Origin of the sequence: Roseomonas sp. BN140053 (assembly GCF_047690175.1) — a bacterium.
In the GTDB taxonomy this organism is placed as follows: Bacteria; Pseudomonadota; Alphaproteobacteria; order Acetobacterales; family Acetobacteraceae; genus Roseomonas.
Window position 1 is genome coordinate 216,634 of the sequence record NZ_JBLLEB010000005.1, and the last position, 19,651, is coordinate 236,284.

17 protein-coding genes are annotated in these 19,651 nt (G+C 72.4%); 6 read left to right on the top strand and 11 right to left on the bottom strand.

Annotated elements, in window-relative coordinates; genetic code table 11:
* Nucleotides 1-53 precede the first annotated feature (53 nt).
* The 3 genes from def to ACLIBK_RS07785 all read left to right on the top strand — a co-directional run bounded on the left by def (nt 54) and on the right by ACLIBK_RS07785 (nt 1,875).
* Complete coding sequence (gene def, locus ACLIBK_RS07775) at nt 54-575, top strand: peptide deformylase (protein ID WP_415386666.1); 522 nt, start codon at nt 54-56, stop codon at nt 573-575.
* The gene (locus ACLIBK_RS07780; RefSeq protein WP_415386667.1) at nt 572-1,147 is read left to right on the top strand and encodes a COQ9 family protein; all 576 of its coding nucleotides are present in this window, start codon (nt 572-574) and stop codon (nt 1,145-1,147) included. Before def ends, ACLIBK_RS07780 begins: the two co-directional genes overlap by 4 nt.
* Before the next feature lie 164 nt (nt 1,148-1,311).
* Nucleotides 1,312-1,875, top strand: a complete 564-nt coding sequence (locus ACLIBK_RS07785; protein WP_415386668.1) for a hypothetical protein — start codon at nt 1,312-1,314, stop codon at nt 1,873-1,875.
* A gap of 265 nt (nt 1,876-2,140) precedes the next feature.
* Here ACLIBK_RS07785 and ACLIBK_RS07790 read toward each other — a convergent pair whose 3' ends face one another.
* From ACLIBK_RS07790 to ACLIBK_RS07800, 3 genes are all read right to left on the bottom strand, one after another.
* Nucleotides 2,141-3,328: an OmpA family protein gene (locus tag ACLIBK_RS07790; RefSeq protein ID WP_415386669.1), complete on the bottom strand. Its 1,188-nt coding sequence runs from the start codon at nt 3,326-3,328 to the stop codon at nt 2,141-2,143.
* A 136-nt stretch (nt 3,329-3,464) separates the two neighbouring features.
* Entirely contained in the window at nt 3,465-4,040 is a 576-nt protein-coding gene (locus ACLIBK_RS07795; RefSeq protein ID WP_415386670.1) for a DUF924 family protein, read from the bottom strand.
* Nucleotides 4,041-4,065: 25 nt separating this feature from the next.
* The gene (locus tag ACLIBK_RS07800) at nt 4,066-5,541 is read right to left on the bottom strand and encodes a methyltransferase domain-containing protein (protein WP_415386671.1); all 1,476 of its coding nucleotides are present in this window, start codon (nt 5,539-5,541) and stop codon (nt 4,066-4,068) included.
* Between the two features lie 117 nt (nt 5,542-5,658).
* Here ACLIBK_RS07800 and ACLIBK_RS07805 point away from each other — a divergent pair, with 117 nt between their 5' ends.
* The 3 genes from ACLIBK_RS07805 (at nt 5,659) to ACLIBK_RS07815 (ending at nt 8,556) form a co-directional block, all read left to right on the top strand.
* Nucleotides 5,659-6,354, top strand: a complete 696-nt coding sequence (locus ACLIBK_RS07805; protein WP_415386672.1) for a glutathione binding-like protein — start codon at nt 5,659-5,661, stop codon at nt 6,352-6,354.
* A complete protein-coding gene (locus ACLIBK_RS07810; protein ID WP_415386673.1) occupies nt 6,351-6,983 on the top strand; it encodes a VOC family protein in 633 nt (210 codons plus the stop codon). Before ACLIBK_RS07805 ends, ACLIBK_RS07810 begins: the two co-directional genes overlap by 4 nt.
* Before the next feature lie 214 nt (nt 6,984-7,197).
* Nucleotides 7,198-8,556: a PleD family two-component system response regulator gene (locus ACLIBK_RS07815; protein ID WP_415386674.1), complete on the top strand. Its 1,359-nt coding sequence runs from the start codon at nt 7,198-7,200 to the stop codon at nt 8,554-8,556.
* A gap of 105 nt (nt 8,557-8,661) precedes the next feature.
* Here the strand turns inward: ACLIBK_RS07815 and rpmG are convergent, their stop codons facing one another.
* The 8 genes from rpmG to ACLIBK_RS07855 all read right to left on the bottom strand — a co-directional run bounded on the left by rpmG (nt 8,662) and on the right by ACLIBK_RS07855 (nt 19,465).
* On the bottom strand, nt 8,662-8,829 hold the full coding sequence (gene rpmG, locus ACLIBK_RS07820) for a 50S ribosomal protein L33 (protein ID WP_415386675.1): 168 nt from the start codon (nt 8,827-8,829) through the stop codon (nt 8,662-8,664).
* A 130-nt stretch (nt 8,830-8,959) separates the two neighbouring features.
* Nucleotides 8,960-10,354, bottom strand: coding sequence for a S41 family peptidase (locus ACLIBK_RS07825; RefSeq protein WP_415386676.1), 1,395 nt, complete (start codon nt 10,352-10,354; stop codon nt 8,960-8,962).
* An 83-nt stretch (nt 10,355-10,437) separates the two neighbouring features.
* Complete coding sequence (gene rnr / locus ACLIBK_RS07830; protein ID WP_415386677.1) at nt 10,438-12,723, bottom strand: ribonuclease R; 2,286 nt, start codon at nt 12,721-12,723, stop codon at nt 10,438-10,440.
* A 15-nt stretch (nt 12,724-12,738) separates the two neighbouring features.
* Complete coding sequence (gene topA / locus ACLIBK_RS07835) at nt 12,739-15,477, bottom strand: type I DNA topoisomerase (RefSeq protein WP_415386678.1); 2,739 nt, start codon at nt 15,475-15,477, stop codon at nt 12,739-12,741.
* A 7-nt stretch (nt 15,478-15,484) separates the two neighbouring features.
* Nucleotides 15,485-16,618: a DNA-processing protein DprA gene (dprA, locus tag ACLIBK_RS07840; RefSeq protein WP_415386679.1), complete on the bottom strand. Its 1,134-nt coding sequence runs from the start codon at nt 16,616-16,618 to the stop codon at nt 15,485-15,487.
* The gene (gene plsY / locus ACLIBK_RS07845) at nt 16,615-17,244 is read right to left on the bottom strand and encodes a glycerol-3-phosphate 1-O-acyltransferase PlsY (protein WP_415386680.1); all 630 of its coding nucleotides are present in this window, start codon (nt 17,242-17,244) and stop codon (nt 16,615-16,617) included. Before plsY ends, dprA begins: the two co-directional genes overlap by 4 nt.
* Nucleotides 17,244-18,524 (bottom strand): dihydroorotase, encoded by a 1,281-nt coding sequence (locus tag ACLIBK_RS07850; RefSeq protein ID WP_415386681.1) that lies wholly within the window; start codon nt 18,522-18,524, stop codon nt 17,244-17,246. The genes plsY and ACLIBK_RS07850 overlap by 1 nt, the downstream gene beginning before the upstream one ends.
* Entirely contained in the window at nt 18,524-19,465 is a 942-nt protein-coding gene (locus ACLIBK_RS07855; protein WP_415386720.1) for an aspartate carbamoyltransferase catalytic subunit, read from the bottom strand. Before ACLIBK_RS07855 ends, ACLIBK_RS07850 begins: the two co-directional genes overlap by 1 nt.
* Between the last annotated feature and the right edge of the window lie 186 nt (nt 19,466-19,651).

The window sequence follows — 19,651 nt, forward strand, 5'->3', positions numbered from 1 at the left end:
TTCCGAACGGAGGCGCGGGGGCTAAATGGGAGCACATCCCTCGGAGCCCCCGTATGGCCATCCTCAAGATCGCGCGAATGGGGCACCCGGTGCTGCTTCGGCACGCGGACCCCGTGCCGGACCCGACCGCGCCGGAGATCCGGCGACTGGCCGAGGACATGATCGAGACCATGCTGGACGCCAGCGGCCTCGGCCTCGCGGCGCCGCAGGTCCATGTGCCGCTGCGCCTCTTCGTGGTGCGGGAAGGCGAGGGCGGGCGGGCGCTGATCAACCCGGTGGTGGAACCCCTGGGCGAGGCGGTAGAGCCTGGCTGGGAGGGCTGCCTGTCCATTCCCGGCCTGCGGGGCAGCGTGATGCGGGCGCGCCGGGTCAGCTGGCGCGCCGTGGGGTTGGATGGGGAAGCCCTGGCCGGCGAGGCGGAGGCACTGGGCGCGCGCGTCCTGCAACATGAATACGACCACCTCGAAGGCGTGATGTACCCGATGCGGATGACCGACCTGTCGCTGCTGGGCTTCAACGAAGAGCTGGCCCGCGCTGCGGCGGCGGCCCGGCCGGCGGCGGAGAATGAGCATTGAGCCTGGACATTGAACGCAGCCCGGAGCGCGACGCGGCGCTGCGGGCGGCCCTGCCGCACGTGGCGGCGCTTGGCTGGACGCGCGCAGCCCTGGCAGCCGGGCTGCGCGACCTCGGCGAGCCGGCCGAGGCGGCGGAATGGCTCTTTCCGGCCGGGCCGGTGAGCGCGCTGGAAGCCTGGTGCGACCTGGCCGACCGCGACATGGCGGCCGCTGCCCCGCCGGTGCCGGGCAAGGTGTCGGCCGCGGTGCGCAACCTGATCGCCCTGCGGCTGCAACAGGCAGCGCCGCACAAGGAAGCGGTGCGCCGGGGGCTGGCCGTGCTGGCGCTGCCCTGGAACGCCCGGGCTGCCGCGCGCACCGCGGCGCGCACGGCCAGCGCAATCTGGTACGCGGCCGGCGACACTTCCGCCGACTTCTCCTGGTACACGCGCCGCGCGACCTTGGCCGCGCTCTACGGCTCGGTTCTCGCGTACTGGATGGCCGACGACTCCGACGGGGCGAGCGCGACGCTGGACTTCCTCGACCGGCAGATGGCGCGGTTAGGAAGGCTACAAAGGCGGCGGGCGGCCTGATGCGAGTTCGCATGGCATTTCCGCAACGGGCCGCAACCCGTTGTGTAATCGTATGTAGCCCGGCTTCGTTCTTGCTGGGCAAAGCTCTCGAAGGCAGCGTATAGGCTCGACCAGGGGGCAAGGGGGTTTGCTCCCGATCCAACCGTTCGGAGTTATCGGCCGCGATGATGCCGTCTCGCTTCCTCTTTGCCGGCCTGGCTGCTGCCCTTGTTGGGTCTGCCGTGCCCGCCTTTGCCCAGACCGCCTGCCTGCAGCCTGCCGAAAGGGCGGCCTTCGACGTCCGCGCCCTGCAGAGCCAGGTGATGGTGGTGGCGCTCGCCTGCGGTGAGCAGGACCTGTACAACGCCTTCGTGACGCGCCACTCGCGTGAGCTGGGCGGCGCCTTCCGCACCATCTCGACCAGCTATCGCCGTGCCGGGGGGCAGAAGGCGGTGGACGGTTACATCACCAACCTGGCCAACGCGCAGTCCCAGGACGGCATCCGCCAGGGCACGAACTTCTGCGCCAATGCCCGCCCGATGCTGCAGGCGGCGATCGCGGCCCCGACCGAGACCGGTCTGGCGGAAGTGGCCAAGGCCAACAACCTGTCCAACCCGCACGGCCGCCCGGACTGCCCGGCGACGCCGGCTGCCGCGACCTCCACCCGTCGCGCCTCGGCGCCGGCGAACCGCACGCGGCAGGCCACTCCGGCCGCTCGGGTGCGCCAGGCTTCCGCCACGACCCGCTGAGTCACGGCTCCTCCCCTTCTTCCCGGAGGGGACAGACACTGGATCAGGGCGCCTTCGGGCGCCCTTTTTCATGTCCGGATTGCCGAATGGTGGTGCTCGGCGACCCGCGCGGTGGGGAGGGCTCGGCCTGCGCCGCGGCGAAGGCGGCCAGACGCGGGTAAGGCAGCCTGTCGCGACCTCGCCGGCTCAGCCTCGTGATCAAAGGAAAAGGGCCGGTCCTCGCGGACCGGCCCCTCCCTCGAAGGTCGCGTGTGGTCTGCGCGGATCAGCGCAGGATGATTTCCACGCGGCGGTTCTGCGGCTCGCGCACGCCGTCAGCGGTGGCGACCAGGGGGCGGCTCTCGCCGAAGGCCTGGATCGACATCTCCGAGCGGCTGATGCCCTGGCGCGCCAGCTCGGCGGCTACGGCCTCGGCCCGGCGCTGGGACAGGCGCTGGTTGTACTGCGGCGTGCCCGAACGGTCGGCGTGGCCGGCCACCTCGATGCGCGTCGAGGACACCCGGCGCGCGTTCTGCGCGGCCTCGGAGATGATCTGACGGGCGCGGTCGGTCAGGTCCGCACGATCCCAGTCAAAGAACACCAGGTAGGTGCGGGCCGGGGCCGGCTGCTGGCTGACCGGCGGCGGCGCCACCGGCGTCGCCACGGCGGCCGGGGTGTAGAGCGCGTAGCGCAGGCCCAGCATCGCCGAGTGGTTGTTCGGCTGGTCCACCTCGAACTTGCCGCGGCTCACCACGCCACCCTGCGGGTTGCGCACCTGGCCGTCGAAGCGGCCCTGCAGCTGGCCCATGTAGCGGTACTCGGCCGTCAGCGAGAGGCCGGGCACGGCGGTGATCGGGAAGGCCAGACCGGCGATGCCCTGATAGGCGAAGTGGCCGACGCGATCGTCGATGTCCACCGTGTTGCCGCCCGCCACCAGGCGGGTGCCGCGGACGTCCAGGTCGTTCCAGATGTAGCCGGCGCCACCACCGATATAGGGCACGACGGGGATCGGCATCTGCGGGAACCAACGCGGCAGCTGGAAGTCGTAGAAGGCGTTCGCCATCACGCCGTACTGCTGCTGCTCGCCGTTGAAGTTGCGGAACGCGGAGGACGCGCCGCCGCCGTTGCGACCGGGGAAGCCGCCGAGCTTGTCGAGGTCGTTGTAGCGGTAGCTGCCCTCGATTTCCGCCCGCACGCCGTTGCCGAAGCCCCAGCCCAGCGACACGACGCCGGCGAAGCCTTCGTTGAAGTCGATGTTGCCCTGGCGGCTGGCGCGGGTGGTGTCGAAGTAGGTGGCGTTGCCGCCCTGGGCCGTCATGTTGCGATGGTCGAGATGGTTCCACCCGGCGCCGGCACCGATGTACAGGCCCGTCACGGGCTGCGCGGCGGCGGTGGGCAGCCAGCTGGACTGCGCCATCGCAGCGGTCGGAGCGGACAGCACGGTAGCGGCGAGAAGTGCCTGGCGAAGCTTCATTTGGAGTTAACCCTAGCGAGTTCTATCGGGGGCAAAATTGCATGGGTAAGAATGTGGACGAACTCACCAGGTTGCGAGGCAGGCAGGTCCTTCGCCGCTTCTCCCTGCCTGTTGCATCCCTGCCACAGGCGCCCCGTCAGAACCCGGCACCCTCCGCGGCGAGATAGGCCGCTTCCGCCGGCGCGCTGTGCCGCCCCAGCACGGCGTTGCGATGGGGAAAGCGGCCGAAGCGGCGGATCACCTGCCAGTGCCGCCACGCGAAATCCACCATGCCGCCCGGTGCGGCCATGCCGGGCGCGTCGCGCAGCCCTTCGAACAGGACGACGGACAGGTCCTGCTCGGCCATCGCTTCGGAATGCTCGAAAGGCAGGTACAGGAAGGCGCGCTGCACGGGCGTGAGCCGGAGGTCGAAGCGCCGCTCCAGCACCGCCCGGCGAGCCTGCTGCCGGGCCGCCGGATCGGCGGCAAAGGCCTCCGGGCTGCCGCGGTGCAGGTTGCGGGGCAGCTGGTCCAGCAGCAGCACCAGGGCGAGGGCGCCTTCGGGCGCTTCGCCCCAGGCATCCAGCGCACCTGCTGCGGCCGAGGCGGCGGCCTCGCCCAGTTCGCGGCGCAGACCCGCGTCGAAGGCGTCGTCGCGCTGAAACCAGACCTGCCGGGAGGCGTGCGGATTCCCGGCAAACCAGAGATCCAGCACCCTTTGGGGCAAGGTCATGCCGCCGCCTTCGCTGCGCGCGGGCTCAGCCGGGCCTGCGGGCTGGCGGGGCCTGGACCTCGAGTGGGACATCCAGGCCGAACCAGGTGACCTCCTCCGCCACCAGGTCCAGCATCCAGCCCGTGCTTCCCGCCACCGGCAGATCAAAGGTCAGACGGATGGTTTCCCCCGGTTCCACGGGGCGCGAGGCCATCCGGACCCGCCGGAAGTCGCGCTCCAGCCCGCCTCCCGCGACCCTCCGCATCACCCCGAGATTGACGCTGCCGACCCCGCTCCCGCCGGGCAGCCAGCGGAACGGCCCGAGGTTGCGCACCTCCACCGACACGGCAATCTGCTCACCCAGCGGCGCGGCGGTCGCGGATACGGCTGCCAGCGGTTCGGGGCGCTGCGCTGCGGTTCGGGGAATTTCACGGCTGCTGGGCGCAGTCGACCCGGGCTCGGGCGCTGCCGCCTTCGGCGGTGCGGCGGTCTTCCCGGCCGGCAGGGTCGCTGCTGTTGCAGCGGCAGGCTTGGCCGGCGTCGCGGGCTTGGTGGGTGCCGGGGGCTTGGCCGGGCCGCCGGCCGGCGGTGCCTTGGCCGCGGTGGCTGGAGGCTTGGCGGCGGTTTCGGCGCCCGCAGCAGCGGGCTTCGCGGCCGGGGCGGGCTTGCCCCCACGGTGCAGCACGAAGCAGCGCATGTTCTCGATCCAGGGATCGAGCCGGGCAAAGACGCGTTCCACGGTGGCCGGGGAGGGCTGGCCCTTCGCTTCCACCCGCGCGGCCTCGGCGGTGAACTCCGGCAAGGACAGCAGCAGCGGCAGGTTCGGCACCACCGCCACCTCGCACCGCTCGAAGCCGGCCACCTGGGCCAGCGGCCAGATTTCCTCCAGCACCACGTCGTTCTCGATAACGCCGTGTTGCCGCATCTCGGTTTGCGAGGCGGGGGAGCGGGAATGCCGCGGTCCGGGTTCAATGAACACCGCCCGGCCGCCGGGCGACAGGACGCGGAACATCTCCCCCAGCACGGTGGCCTGGTCGTGCACGTGGTGGAACACGTCGTAGCAGACCACGCGGTCCACCGACTGGTCCTCCACCGGCACCTTGCCCCCGGTGATCTGCGCGTGCCGGATCCTGGTGGCGATCTGCGGCATGTGCACCGCCGTGTAGGCGACGGACTTGGCCAGGGCGGTGGCGGACACGTCGACGCCGACCACCTCCAGCCCCTGCTGCGCGAGCGCCCGGGACAGCCAGCCCGTGCCGCAGCCGTAGTCCATCACCCGCTGGCCGGGCTGGGCGTCCAGCAACTGCATCGCCAGCGTCATCTTGCGCAGCATGTCGCGCGCCATGCCGGGATCGCCCACCGGCTTGCGGAACTGCGGGTCGTGCAGCGGCACGGCGGCGTAGTAGCGGTCGGCCCGGTCGGCATGCACCTCGGGGTCTACGGACGCCATCAGCCGGCGGACATCGATCGACCCGTCCGCGCCCACGAAGCTGTCCGCGTCCTTCACCTGCCATTCCGTCATGCCGCATCTCCCGAACCGCGCGCGATGGTGCGGTGCGGCAGCCGGTTCGGCAACGCCTTGTCGCGGGGGATACCCCCCACCCATCTGGGGAACCCAGGAATCGGGAAAGCGGAAACGATGATCGAACTCTGGAGCTGGCCGACGCCGAACGGCCACAAGGTGCATATCGCGCTGGAGGAGCTGGAACTGCCCTATCGCGTGGTGCCCGTGAACATCGGTGCCGGCGAGCAGTTCCGCCCGGAATTCCTGGCGATCACGCCCAACCACCGCATCCCCGCGATCGTCGACCTCGACGGGCCAGGTGGGCAGCGCGTCCAGCTCTTCGAGAGCGGCGCCATCCTGATCTACCTGGCCGAGAAGGCCGGCAAGCTGATCCCGGCCGACCCGGTGGCGCGCCTCGCCTGCCTGCAATGGCTGATGTTCCAGATGGGCGGGGTCGGGCCAATGTTCGGCCAGTACGGCCACTTCACCAACTACGCCCCCGAGCCGATCCCCTATGCCCGGGAACGCTACGGCAACGAGGTCAAGCGGCTGCACCGCGTGCTGGACAAGCGCCTGTCGGAGGCCGAGTGGCTGGCCGGCGACGAGTATTCCATTGCCGACATCGCCACCTTCCCCTGGCTGCGCAACCCGGAACGGCGCGGCATCGACCTGGCCGACTATCCCGGGGTGCAGCGCTGGTTCCAGGCGATCGCCGCTCGCCCCGCCGTGCAGCGCGGGGTGGAGGTGCTGGCCGACCGCCAGCGTCAGGGGCCGATCTCCGATGCCGAGCGCGAGGTGATGTTCGGCAAGACGCAGTTCACCGCGCGATGACCGCGGCGCTGGACCACCTCGTGGTCGGCTGCGCCACCCTGGAACAGGGCGAGCGCTGGGCGCGCGAGGTGCTTGGGGTGGCGGCCGCCGGGGGCGGGGCGCATCCGGGCTGGGGGACGCATAACCGGTTGGTCGGCATGGGGCCGGAGCTTTACCTGGAGCTGATCGCCCCGGACCCAGCCCAGGCGCCCGCGCCGCCGCGTTCCTTCGGCCTGGGCAGTCCGGCAGTGCGGGAGGCGATCCGCGACACGCCGGCGCTGCTGACCTTCGTGGCCCGCACCGCCGGGCTGGTTGCCCTGACGGAGCAACTGGGCGGCGCCGCCGGCGAGGCGCTGGCGATGTCGCGCGGCGAGTTGCACTGGCGTTTCGCTGCGCCGCCGGATCCGATGGGTGGGCTGCTGCCCTGCCTGATCGAGTGGCCCGGCGGCGTGTCCGCCGCGACGCGGCTGCCGGATTCCGGGCTGCGGCTGCGCGACCTCGTGGCCGAGCACCCCGATCCTGCCGGCCTCGATCAGGCCCTGGCGGCGCGCGGGGTGGGCGGGATCGCCGTCCGGCCCGGTCCGGCCCCCGTGCTGCGCGCGACGCTCTTGCGGCCTGACGGCAGGGTTGTGGTGCTGGCAACGGGCTGAAGCGGGGCGCCGCAGCCCGGCGAGACCGGGTGGGCAGCGCCGGCCGGCAGGAGGGCTCACGGGATGCCGGCCTGCCATGGACAACCTTTACGCGCAGGTGCAACGATCTCTGCGCTTCCGCGGTTGGTCGTAGACGCGTTATGTGCTAGGGAAACAAGATGGGACGGGTCCTCGCGGCTCCTGCCAAACGGCCTGCGGTAGGGAGCAAGGAAGCGTGAGTGCACGCATCCTCGTGGTGGACGACATTGCGACCAACCTCCACCTGCTGGAGGCCCGCCTGCGCGCGGAATACTACGAGGTGGCCCTGGCCAATTCCGGTTTCCTGGCCCTTCGCCTGGCGGAGGAATGGAACCCGGACGTCATCCTGCTGGACGTGATGATGCCGGGCATGGATGGCTACGAGGTCTGCCGCCGGCTCAAGGCGCGGCCGGGAACCGCGCATATCCCAGTGGTGATGATCACCGCCCTGGTGGACCAGATGGAGCGGGTGCGCGGCCTGGAAGCCGGCGCCGACGACTTCCTGTCCAAGCCCGTGGACCATGCCACGCTGTTTGCCCGGCTGCGTGCCCTGCTGCGCACCAAGCAGGTGCTGGACGCCTTCCGGATTCGTTCGGAAACCGCGGAGGATCTCGGGCTGCAGCGGCCCGACGAGCCGCCCGTCAGCGTGTCCGGCGCCAAGGCGCTGATTGCCACGGAGGACCGCGACGAGGCGCGGCACCTGGAGGAGGTGCTCGGCGCCGACGGCATCGTGTCGGTGATCGCCACCGACACGGGCGTGGCCTGGGAATGGCTGATCGGGACGGATTTCGACCTGGCGGTGCTGAGCCTGTCGCTGGATGCGGGGGAAGGGCTGCGCTTCGCGTCCCGCCTACGGGCCCAGGGTGCCACGCGCGACCTGCCCGTGCTGCTGATCGCGAATCCGGATCAGCGCAACCAGGTGCTGCGCGGCTTCGACCTCGGCGCCAACGACCACGTGCTGCGGCCGGTCGGCCCCAACGAGCTGCGCGCCCGCGCCCGCAACCAGATCCGCCGTAAACGTTACCAGGACCAAGTGCGGGCCGACCTGCAGCGCTCGCTGGAAATGGCGGTGACGGACAGCCTGACGGGGCTGCGCAACCGGCGCTACGCCAACCGCCACCTGGAAAGCCTGCTGCGCACCAATGGCGCCACCGTGCTGCTGCTGGATGTCGACCACTTCAAGCTGGTCAATGACACCTACGGCCATGCCTGCGGCGACGTGGTGCTGCGGGCGGTGGCCGATCGCCTGCGCCAGCATGTCCGGGCCGTGGACGTGGTGGCCCGCTACGGCGGCGAGGAATTCCTGGTGATCCTGTCGGACAACAGCCAGACCGACGCGCAGATGGTGGGGGAGCGGCTGCGGCAGGCGATCTGTGGCAGCCCCGTGCTGAACACCGGGCAGGCGCTGACCGTGACCGTGAGCATCGGCTGCGCCACCGCCACGCCCGGCAACAGCGTGGAAGCGCTGCTGGGACTGGCGGATGCGGCGCTGTACCGCGCCAAGGCGGCAGGACGGAACCGGCTGGTGATGGCCGCGGACGACGCGCTGGCCTGAACACCCCGCGCGCCCGTCAGGGCGCGGCTGCGCCGGACATGCCAGCGCATCGCGAGGCTGCCCCGCACCGGGGAAGCCGGGGCAGGAGCCCCGGCGCCAGCCGTGTTACTTGATCTTGGCTTCGCGGAAGACGACGTGCTTGCGCGCCACCGGGTCGTACTTCTTCATCTCGAGCTTGCCCGTGGTGTTCCGGGTGTTCTTGTTGGTCACGTAGAAGTAGCCGGTTTCGGCACTGCTCACGAGCCTGATCTGGATGGTGTTGGACTTGGCCATGTCTGGGATTCCGCGGCGGGCCGGCGGGCAATGCCCGGGCCGTTGAAACGGCGCAACCTAGCCAGACCTGCCGTCGCGTCAAGCGCTTCGGGCATCGTGCAGCCCGGCGATGCGGTGCACGCAGGCAGGATCAACGCAGCAGGGCGGCGCGATACGCCTCGGGCGTGACCAGCAGGGCGGTGGCGGCCTGCAGGTCGGCCTCGCGCCCCTCGGCTGGCGGACAGGCGCCGCGCAGCGCCGCGACCTCGCTGGTCAGCACCGGCACGCGGGCGGCGCGCTGGCGTTCCAGCACCGGCAGCAGGGGTGGGTCGCCGCGCCCCAGCCTTGCCAGGGCCTGCGCCGTGGCCTCCGCTCCGCCGCTGGTGCAGAGGGCAGGGATCACCCCCAGGGCCTGCAGCGGCCAGCCGGAGGGGGCCAGGATGCGGCTCCAGGACAAGGACAGCTCAGCCCCGTTGGGCAGGGGGATCAGGATCTGGATCAGCCCCTTGCCCATCGTGGCGCTGCCCACCACCACCGCGCGCCCACGGTCGGCCAGGGCCGCCGCCACGATCTCGGCGGCCGAGGCGGTGCGCCCATCCACCAGCACCGCGATCGGCCGGGCCTGGGCCAGGTCCTCGCCGGGGGCGTCCCAGGCGCGGCGGGAATCGGGGTGGCGACCGTCGGTGCGGGCGATCAGCCCGGTGGCCAGAAAGGCGCCGGCCACCCGCACCGCCTCGCGCACCAGCCCGCCGCGATTGCCGCGCAGGTCCAGCACGATGCCGCGCGGCGCCGGCTCCCGCTCGAAACCCGCCAGCAGCGCCTGGGCGAGCTGGTCCTGGGTGGCCGAGGAGAAGGCCGAGAGCCGCAGCAACAGCAGGTCGTCCCGCCGTTCCGCGTGCACGGTGACGGGGGCCAGCATCACCCGGCGCAGCGTCACGGTGCGGCGGCCGCGCCCGCGCAGCAGCACCAGCCGCACGCCCGTGCCCGGCGGTCCTTCCAGCAGCGCTGCCGCGGCCGCGGGGTCCTCCACCGGCGTGCCGTCCACCGAGAGCAGCCGATCCCCCACCCGCAGCCCCAGCGCTTCCGCCGGACCGCGCGGGAGGACCTCGGCCACAGACACGCCGCGCGGGCCGGGTTCCAGCCGCAGCCCCACCCCGGCCGTGCCGAAGCGGCGGTCGCGCGCCGTGCCAGCCGCCGCGGGCGACAGGTAGCGGCTATAGGGATCGAGGTGGTTGAAGATCTCGTCGAACACCGCCTGCAGCAGGCCGTCCAGCCCACCGCGGCGCAGCGGCGGCGAGGCGTTCCAGGCCGTCTCCAGCAGCCAGGTCAGCGCCTCGGCCGCATCCGCCGGCCCGCGCCCGGCGAGCCGCTGCCCGATCTCCCGCCCCGCGGAAGACAGCACCAGCACGCCGTCGCGCAACTCGGTCGACAGGGCAGGGTCGACGGCCGCCAGGCCGCGCAACCCCCAGAGCGACAAATCGCGGGCATCGGTGGCTTCCAGGTGGCGGTCGCGGATCTCGGTGAAGCCGGCGGTCAGGGTGTCCACCGCCGCAAGCCGCGGAAAGGGCGCCGCCTGCGCCCAGGCCGTCCCGGCCAGACCCCAGTCCGGCGCCGCCGGCGCCCCGAGGATCAGCGCCGCGGCGAGGAGCGCGCCTTGGAACCAGTGGCGCGCGGTCCGGTCCGCCGGCGCGACGCTCCTTGCGGGTTGGGGCTCTGCAGGATGTGAAAGGTCAGGCTGCCGGTCAGCGGCACGGCCTCGAACAGCCGCACGTCCACGGGCTGCCCCAGCGAGAAGGTGATGCCGGTCCGCCGGCCCACCACGCGCCGTGCGCCTTCCTCGTGGTCCCATCGGTCGTCCGGAAGTGAAGGCAGGGGAACGATTCCGCTGGCTCCGTTCCCTTCCAGGGTGACGAAGAGGCCGAAGCGTGTCACCCCGGAAATGCGCGCTTCGAACTGCGCTCCCACGTGGTCTGCCATGTACGCAGCGAGGTAGCGGTCCACCGCGTCGCGTTCGGCCAGGGCGGCACGGCGTTCCGTGCGGGTGATGTGCTCGGCGGTTTCCGGGAAATGCGCCGCTTCTTCCGCCGTCAGCCCGTCGGGGCCGAGGCGCAGGCCGGACACCAGGGCGCGGTGTACCAGCAGGTCGGCGTAGCGGCGGATCGGGCTGGTGAAATGCGCGTAGCGGGCCAGGGCCAGGCCGAAATGGCCGATGTTGTCGGGCGCGTAGGCAGCCTGCGACTGGGCGCGCAGCACCGTCTCGTTCACCAGCCGCTCCTCGGGGCGGTCGCGCACCTCGTCCAGCAGGCGGTGGAAGTCGCGCGGACGCAGCTCGTTGCCCGGCGGCAGCTTGAGGTCGAAACTGCCCAGGAACTCCCGCAGCCCTTCTAGCTTCACGTCCGAGGGGCGGTCGTGCACCCGGTACATGCAGGGCTGGTGCAGCCGTTCCAGCTCCTCGGCGGCGCAAACATTGGCGGCTACCATGAACTCCTCGATCAGCTTGTGGCTGTCGAGGCGCTCGCGCGGGGTGATGGCCAGCACCTTGCCATCGTCGCTCAGCACCACCTTCCGCTCCGGCAGGTCCAGGTCCAGCGTGCCGCGCTTCTCGCGGGCGCCGAGCAGGGCGCCGAAGGCGCCGTAAAGCGCGTCGAAGCGCGGCTCGCCGCGGTTGCGGGCGTCCTGCACGGCCTCGTAGGTCAGCCGGGCGGAGGAGCGCATGATGCCGCGGCCGAAGCGGTGTTCCTGCTTGCGGCCCTCGGCGTCGAACCGCATCCGCACGAAGAGGCAGCCGCGGTCCTCGTCCGGCCGCAGCGAGCACCAGCCGTTGCTCAGCGCCTCCGGCAGCATCGGCACCACGCGGTCGGGGAAGTAGACGCTGTTGCCGCGATCCGCCGCGGTGCGGTCCAGCGGCTTGCCGGGGCGGACGTAATGAGAAACGTCGGCGATGGCCACGATCACCGTCCAGCCCTCGCCGTCGGGCTCGGCAAACACCGCGTCGTCGAAGTCGCGCGCGTCCTCGCCGTCGATGGTGACGAGGGGGATGTCGCGCAGGTCCTCGCGCCCTTCCGGGCCGACGCCGCGGGCCCGCTCGGCCTCGCGCAGCGTGTCGTCGTCGAACTCGGCGGGGATGCCGTGGGCGTGGATGCAGAGCATCGACACGGCGCGCGGCGCGTCCATGCGGCCCAGCCGTTCCACCACGCGCGCGGGGCGCGGGCCGAGGCCGTAGCCGGGCAGGGGCTCGGCCAGCACCAGCTCGCCATCCTCGGCACCGGCATTCTCCCCGGGCGGCACCGACCAGTCGGCGCGGGCGCGGCGGTCCACGGGGCGGATCATGCTGCTCTCGAACAGGCCGAGGATGCGGGAGGTGCCGCTTTCCGCCAAGCGCTTGAGGGTGCGCCCTTCGTACTTGTCGCGGCCGATCGGCTTCAGCCGCGCCAGCACCCGCTCGCCTGGCGCCAGGGCGGGCTGCCCCTTGGGCTCGGCATGCATGTAGACCAGCGGCCGGCCGTCGCCGTCCCAGTTCACCGGGCGGGCGAGGGGATCGCCGTCCGGGTCGGTGCCGAAGACCTCCACGATGGCGGTGTCGGGCAGCGAGGCCGGGTGGCGGAAGGAGCGCTTGCCGGCGGGCGCCGCGGTGGCCGCCGTTCTCAGCTCCCGCAGCAGGTCGCGCAGGGCCGGGCGCTGGGTGACGCCCAGGCCGAAATGCCGGACGATCTCGCTCTTGCTGACCTTGCCGCCGGCGTCGCGCAGGAAAGCCACCAGCGCGTCCCGGCTGGGTAGGGCGGCCGGCTCACCGTCGGGCGGTGGGGCAGGGCGGCGCCGGGCGCTGTTCTGCGGACCCGCCGCGGCGCGGCTGCGCGGCGGCCCTTTCACCGTGACGTGGCCGGAGCCGGGGCCACGCGAAATCCGCCGCGCCATGTCGGTTCTTCCCCCTTACCCGGTCGGCGCCTTGGCCGTGGCCTTGCGGGCGGGCGCCTTCTTGGCCGCGGTTGCCTTGCCGCGGGCCGGTGTCGCCTTGGCCTTGCTCGCGGCCGGGCGGGCCTTGGCGGCTGCGGGCTTGGCCGCGGCGGCGCGGGCAGGCTTCTCGGCGGCTTCCGCGGCCGGGCGGGCGGCGGCGCGCTTGGCCGGCGCCTTGCGGGCACCGCCACGGGGCGGCAGCACCTTGCCCTTCTCGGCCAGCAGCGCCACGGCCTGGTCCAGGGTGAAGTCCTCGGCCTGGACGCCCCGCGGCAGGCTGGCCACCAGCTGCCCGTGCTGGGCATAGGGGCCGAAGCGGCCGCGGCGAATCTCCACCGGCGCCCCGTCCTTCGGGTGCTCGCCCAGGATCACCGAGCGCGGCTTGGCATCGGCCAGCAGCGTCACGGCGCGGTTGAGCCCGACGGTCAGCACGTCGTCGTCCTTGTCCAGCGACTTCGACAGCGCCCCCATCTTCAGATAGGGCCCGAAGCGGCCGAGATTGGCGCTGATCTCCTCGCCCGTCTCGGGATGCAGCCCGACGATGCGGGGCATGGAGAGCAGGGCCAGGGCCCGCTCCAACGTCACCCCTTCGGGGTCCATGCCGCGCGGCAGGCTGGCGCGGCGCGGCTTGGTGGGCTTGCCCTTGGCATCCGTGCCGGGCTCACCGAGCTGGACATAGATGCCGTAGGGGCCGCGCCGCATGGACACGGTCTGCCCGTCCGGGCCGGCGCCCAGCTCGCGCTCGGCAAAGGCGCCGGTGTCCTCGCCCTCGGCACCGGGCGCGATCAGCGGGCGGGTGTAGCGGCATTCCGGGTAGTTGGAGCAGCCGATGAAAGCGCCGGTCCGCCCCAGCCGCAGCCCCAGCCGCCCGGTGCCGCAATTCGGGCAGAGGCGCGGGTCGCTGCCGTCATCGGCGGGCGGGAAGAAGTGCGGGCCGAGATCCTCGTCCAGCGCGTCGATCACGTCGCTGATCTTGAGGTCCTTGGTGGCCCCCACGGCGACGGAAAAGGCGTCCCAGAACTCGTGCATCACCGCTCGCCAGTCGGCCCGGCCGCCGCTGATGTCGTCCAGCTTTTCTTCCAGCGCGGCGGTGAAGCCGGTGTCCACGTAGCGCTCGAAGAAGGAGACCAGGAAGGCCGTGACCAGGCGGCCGCGGTCTTCCGGCTGGAAGCGGCGCTTGTCCAGCTTGACGTAATCGCGGTCCTGCAGGGTTTGCAGCACGGAGGCGTAGGTGGAGGGCCGGCCGATGCCGAGCTCCTCCATCTTCTTGACCAGCGAGGCTTCGGAATAGCGCGGCGGCGGCTGGGTGAAGTGCTGGTCCGCCCGGACCTCGCCGCGCTTCAGCGGGTCCTTCTCGGACATCGGCGGCAGGACGCGGCTGTCGGGGTCGTCGTCCAGCGGCGCGTTTTCGGGCGCGTCGTCCACGTCCTCCCGGTACAGCTTCAGGAAGCCGTCGAAGGCGATCACCGAGCCGGTGGCGCGCAGCCGGGTGCGGCCGGACTCGTCGGCGATGTCGGCCGTGGTCTGGTCCAGCTCGGCCGAGGCCATCTGGGACGCCACGGCGCGCTTCCACACCAGTTCATACAGGCGGCGCTGGTCGGGGTTCAGGTAACGGGCCACGTCGCCGGGTGTGCGGGCCACGTCGGTGGGGCGCACTGCCTCGTGCGCTTCCTGGGCGTTCTTGGCCTTGGAGGTGTATTCGCGCGGCGCGGAGGGCAGGTAGTCCGGGCCGATCTCGCCCTTCACGTGGTCGCGAATGGCGTCGATCGCCTCGCGCGACATCTGCACGCCATCGGTCCGCATATAGGTGATCAGGCCGACCGTCTCGCCGCCGATCTCCACGCCCTCATACAACTGCTGCGCCAGCCGCATCGTGGCCTGGGCGCCGAAGCCGAGCTTGCGCGAGGCTTCCTGCTGCAGCGTCGAGGTGGTGAAGGGCGCCTGCGGGTTGCGGCGGACGCGCTTCTTCTCCACCGAGAGCACGGAGAAGCTGCCGGCTTCCACCGCCGCCTTGGCGCGGGTGGCCGCGGCCTCGTCCGGCAGGTCGAACTGGTCCAGCCGCTTGCCGTCCAGGTGGGTCAGGCGGGCGTTGAAATGGGCGCCGATCGGGGTCGCGAAGCGGCCTTCCACCGTCCAGTATTCGCGCGGCTTGAAGACCTCGATCTCGGCTTCCCGCTCGCAGATCAGGCGCAGCGCCACGGACTGCACCCGGCCGGCGGAGCGCGAGCCCGGCAGCTTGCGCCACAGCACCGGCGACAGGGTGAAGCCCACCAGGTAGTCCAGCGCGCGGCGCGCCAGGTAGGCGTCGATCAGCGGCACGTCGAGGTCGCGCGGGTGCTCGATCGCGTACTGGACGGCGCGCTTGGTGATCTCGTTGAAGGTGATGCGGTGGACTTCCACGCCCTTCAGCAGGCGCTTCTGTTCCAGCATCTCCCGGACGTGCCAGGAGATCGCCTCGCCCTCACGGTCGGGGTCGGTGGCCAGGAACAGGCGCTTGGCGCCCTTCAGCGCCGCGGCGATCTCGCGCACCTGCTTCTCGCCCCGGTCCTCCGAGGACCAGTCCATGGCGAAGTCCTGCTCCGGCCGCACGGAGCCGTCCTTGGCGGGAAGGTCGCGGACATGGCCGAAGGAGGCGATGACCTTGTAGCCGTCACCCAGGTACTTGTTGATGGTCTTCGCCTTGGCGGGCGACTCGACGACGACGACATCGGTCATGGAATGGTCAGGTGCCCTCTCGGCCCGGAACGGCGGACCGGACGATGCGGTTGCCGGGCAGCATTTCCACCCTGCCCGAGAGTTCCAGGTCCAGCAGCATGGCTTGGGCGGTGGCGGGCGACAGGTGGCAGCGGCGCAGCACTTCGTCAACCTGGACGGGGGAATGACCAATCAGCTCAAGAAGTTGGCTGGTCTCGTCCCCCCCGCAGTCACGTTCCGCGGAGGGATGCGGCACGGCGGGTGCGGCACGGGCCGGTTCGGGCCGGGGCCGGAACAGCGGCACGGGATGCGGCGAATCCGGCAGGGTTTCCAGCACGTCCGCCGCCCGCTCGCACAGGTGCGCGCCCTGGCGCAGCAGGTCGTTGGACCCCTGGCAGCGCGGGTCCAGCGGCGAGCCGGGCACGGCGTAGACTTCCCGCCCGGCCTCGATCGCCAGCCGGGCGGTGATCAGCGTGCCGGAGCGCAGCGCCGCCTCCACCACGGCCACGCCCAGGCTCAGCCCGGCCACCACGCGGTTGCGGCGGGGAAAGTGCCGGGCCAGGGGGGCGGTGCCCAGCGGCGCCTCGGCCACCAGGGCGCCGCGCTCGGCGATGGCGTCCTGCAGCCGGGCGTTCTCCGGCGGATAGGCCACGTCCAGGCCGCCGGGCAGCGCCGCCACCGTTTGCCCCGCGCGCAGGGCACCGGCATGCGCCGCGGCGTCGATGCCGCGCGCCAGGCCGGAGGTGACGGTGAGGCCCGCCGCCGCCAGCCCCTGCGCCAGTTCCTCGGCGATGCGCCGCCCGCCGGCGGAGGCGTTGCGGGCGCCCACCACCGCGACCTGCCGGGCCGAGAGCACCGCCGGGTCGCCCAGCACGGCCAGCACCACCGGGGCGTCCTCCAGCAGGGCCAGCAGCGGCGGGTAGTCCGGCTCGCCCCAGAGCAGGAAGCGCCCGCCCATCCGGCGCACCGCGTCGTGCTCCCGGGCGATCTCGCCGGCCTCGGGCAGGCGGAAGGGGGTGTTGCGCTGCGCGGACCAGCCGGGCAGCGCCGCCACCGCCGCGGCGCCCGAACCGTAGCGGTCCAGCAGCCGGCGGAAGGTGAGGGGACCGATCCCGTCCGTGCGGGCCAGCCGCAGCCGGGCCAGCAGCTCGGCCTCGGTCACGGGCGGCGTTCTTTCCCCGGGTTCTTCCCCTGGCCGATGCGCGGCTCGGTGCCGGCCAGCAGGCGCTCGATATTGGCGCGATGGCGGGACACCACGTAGAGCGCGATGGCCGCCACGGGCGTGGCCAGCGGCGCCCCGCCGATCCAGGCGGCCGGCAGGATGGCGGCCAGCATCCCGGCCATGCCGCCGGCCGAGGAGATCCGCGTCAGCTTGGCCACGAGGAGCCACACGGCGGCGGCGGTAAGGAAGATCGGCCAGCCCAGCGCCAGGAACGCCCCCAGGGCGGTGGCCACGCCCTTGCCGCCGCGGCCGCCCAGCCAGGGCGGATGGCAGTGGCCGAGCACCGCGCCGATCGCCGCCAGCCCGGCCACCGCGCCGCCCTGCGGGCCCAACCAGGCCGCCGCGATCCACACCGCCGCGGCGCCCTTCAGCCCGTCCAGCAGCAGCGTCGCCGCCGCCAGCGCCTTGTTGCCGGTGCGCAGGACGTTGGTGGCGCCGATGTTGCCCGAACCGATGGCGCGGATGTCGCCCAGCCCCGCCGCGCGGGTGAGAAGCAGGCCGAAGGGGATCGAGCCCAGCAGCCCGCCCAGGATGAAGGCCAGGAACACGGCCAGCCAGAAGGGCATCACCCGAACACCCGCCGGCCGTGCTTCCAGGTGCCGAGCACCTTGCCCTCCAGCGCCCGCCCGTCGAAGGGGGAGTTCTGCGCCTTGCCCGGCAGCTTGCCGGCCTCGACCTTCCAGCCGCGCTCCAGGTCGAACAGCACGAGGTCCGCGGGGGCACCCACCGCGAGCCGCCCGACCGGCAGGCCCAGCAGGTCGGCGGGGGCGCTGGTGAGCAGTTCCAGCGCCCGCAGGAGCGGCAGGTCGCCGGCATGGACGCGGGCCAGCGTCACGCCCAGCAGCGTCGCCAGCCCGGTGCCGCCGGCCTGGGCCTGGGCGAAGGGCAGGCGCTTGTCGTCGGCGTCGTGCGGCTGGTGGTCGGAGGCCACGGCGTCGATCGTGCCGTCCGCCAGCGCCGCCACTACGGCGAGGCGGTCGGATTCGGGGCGCAGCGGCGGGTTCAGCTTGGCGTAGGTGCGGTAGTCGCCCACCGCCGTCTCGTTCAGGTCGAAATAGGGCGGCGCCGTGTCGCAGGTGATGCGCAGCCCCTCCGCCTTGGCCGCGCGCACGAGGTCCAGCGCCGCGGCGGTGCTGAGATGGGCGAAATGGACGTGCCCGCGGGAAAGCCGCGCCAGGGCGATGTCGCGCGCCACCTGCATCGCTTCCGCCGCCGCCGGCACGCCGGGCAGGCCCAGCCGCGTCGCCAGCTCGCCCTCGGTGGCCACCGCGCCGCGCGACAGGCTGGGCTCGGCGGGGTGCTGCACCACGAAGGCGCCGAAGCCGCGGGCATAGCTCAGTGCCAGGCGCAGGGTGCGGGCGTCGGCGACCGTCCGGGCGCCGTCGGTGAAGGCCACGGCGCCGGCTTCGCGCAGCAGGCCGAACTCCGTCATCTCCTTGCCCTCGCAGCCGCGGGTGGCGGCGCCGTAGGGCAGGATGGTCAGGCTGCCCGTGGCCTCGCCGCGGCGCAAAATGAATTGCAGCAGGGCGGGGTCGTCGAGCGCCGGTTCGCTGTCCGGCAGGGCGCAGAGGGTGGTGATGCCGCCCGCCGCCGCGGCCAGCGCGGCGGAAGCGATGGTTTCGCGGTGCTCCGCTCCCGGCTCGCCCAGGGACGCGCGCAGGTCCACCAGCCCCGGGGCGAGGCAGGCGCCGCCGCAATCCACCACGGCCGCGCCTTCGGGCACGCCGGCAGGGCCGGAGGTGGACAGGGCAGCGATCGCGCCGTCGCGCAGGAGAAGGGAGCCCGGCGCGTCCAGCCCTGTGGCGGGGTCCAGCAGGCGGGCGTTGCTGAGCAGCATGTCGGGCATCAGCGGCTGTTCCGTCCGGGCTGGCGCGACAGCACGTCCAGCACCGCCATGCGCACCGCCACCCCCATCTCCACCTGCTCGCCGATCACCGAGCGCACGGGGTCGTCGGCCACGGCGCTGTCGATCTCGACGCCGCGGTTCATCGGGCCGGGATGCATCACGATGCTGTCCGGCTTGGCCCAGGCCAGCTTGGCGGCGTCGAGGCCGAAGAAGCGGAAGAACTCGCGCGCCGAGGGCACGAGCCCGCCGGCCATGCGTTCCTTCTGCAGCCGCAGCATCATCACCACGTCGGCGTCGCGCAGGCCGGAGCGCATGTCGTGGTGCACCTCCACGCCCAGGCGCTCGGCCTCGGCCGGGATCAGCGTCGGCGGGCCGACGATCCGCACGCGGGCGTTCATGGCGCTGAGGAGGTGGATGTTGGAGCGCGCGACGCGGGAATGCAGCACGTCGCCGCAGATCGCCACCACCAGGTTCTCCAGCCGGCCCTTGCGCCGGCGGATGGTCAGCGCGTCCAGCAGCGCCTGGGTCGGGTGCTCGTGCGTGCCGTCGCCGGCGTTGATCACCGCGGCGTCTACCTTCTGGCTCAGCAGCGCCGGCGCGCCGGACTGGGCGTGGCGCACCACCAGCAGGTCCGTCTTCATGGCGTTCAGCGTGGACGCCGTGTCCAGCAGCGTTTCCCCCTTGTTCACGGAGGAGGTGGAGACGCCCATGTTGATCACGTCCGCCCCCAGCCGCTTGCCGGCGATCTCGAAGGAGGTGCGGGTGCGGGTGCTGTCCTCGAAGAACAGGCTGATCAGGGTGCGGCCGCGCAGGACGTCGCGCTGCGTTTTGCCGCTGCGATTCAGCAGCGCGTAGCTTTCCGCGAGGTCCAGCAGGTCGGCGATATAGGGCGGCTCCAGGCCTTCGATGGCCAGGAGATGCCGATGCGGGAACGCGACCATCACCACTCGCTGCCGGGTTGCGGGCGGACACTAGCCCCCGGGCCGGGCGGCTCCAAGCCGTGCGGGACCCCTTGCCCGGCGAGGCCCGGTGCGGTGCCCGGTCCGGAACCGCGTGCCGGCGGCGAATCCGGCCCGGCTCGCCCGGCAGTCAGGGGACGGGACGTCCGAACAGCTTCTCCGCCTGGC

Bases quoted from the DNA above. Each gene is read 5' to 3' on its own strand.
- def (WP_415386666.1), top strand. From the start codon at position 54: ATGGCCATCCTCAAGATCGCGCGAATGGGGCACCCGGTGCTGCTTCGG.
- ACLIBK_RS07785 (WP_415386668.1), top strand. From the start codon at position 1,312: ATGATGCCGTCTCGCTTCCTCTTTGCCGGCCTGGCTGCTGCCCTTGTT.
- ACLIBK_RS07790 (WP_415386669.1), bottom strand. From the start codon at position 3,328: ATGAAGCTTCGCCAGGCACTTCTCGCCGCTACCGTGCTGTCCGCTCCG.
- ACLIBK_RS07795 (WP_415386670.1), bottom strand. From the start codon at position 4,040: ATGACCTTGCCCCAAAGGGTGCTGGATCTCTGGTTTGCCGGGAATCCG.
- ACLIBK_RS07800 (WP_415386671.1), bottom strand. From the start codon at position 5,541: ATGACGGAATGGCAGGTGAAGGACGCGGACAGCTTCGTGGGCGCGGAC.
- ACLIBK_RS07805 (WP_415386672.1), top strand. From the start codon at position 5,659: ATGATCGAACTCTGGAGCTGGCCGACGCCGAACGGCCACAAGGTGCAT.
- ACLIBK_RS07810 (WP_415386673.1), top strand. From the start codon at position 6,351: ATGACCGCGGCGCTGGACCACCTCGTGGTCGGCTGCGCCACCCTGGAA.
- rpmG (WP_415386675.1), bottom strand. From the start codon at position 8,829: ATGGCCAAGTCCAACACCATCCAGATCAGGCTCGTGAGCAGTGCCGAA.
- rnr (WP_415386677.1), bottom strand. From the start codon at position 12,723: ATGGCGCGGCGGATTTCGCGTGGCCCCGGCTCCGGCCACGTCACGGTG.
- topA (WP_415386678.1), bottom strand. From the start codon at position 15,477: ATGACCGATGTCGTCGTCGTCGAGTCGCCCGCCAAGGCGAAGACCATC.
- plsY (WP_415386680.1), bottom strand. From the start codon at position 17,244: ATGCCCTTCTGGCTGGCCGTGTTCCTGGCCTTCATCCTGGGCGGGCTG.
- ACLIBK_RS07850 (WP_415386681.1), bottom strand. From the start codon at position 18,524: ATGCCCGACATGCTGCTCAGCAACGCCCGCCTGCTGGACCCCGCCACA.
- ACLIBK_RS07855 (WP_415386720.1), bottom strand. From the start codon at position 19,465: ATGGTCGCGTTCCCGCATCGGCATCTCCTGGCCATCGAAGGCCTGGAG.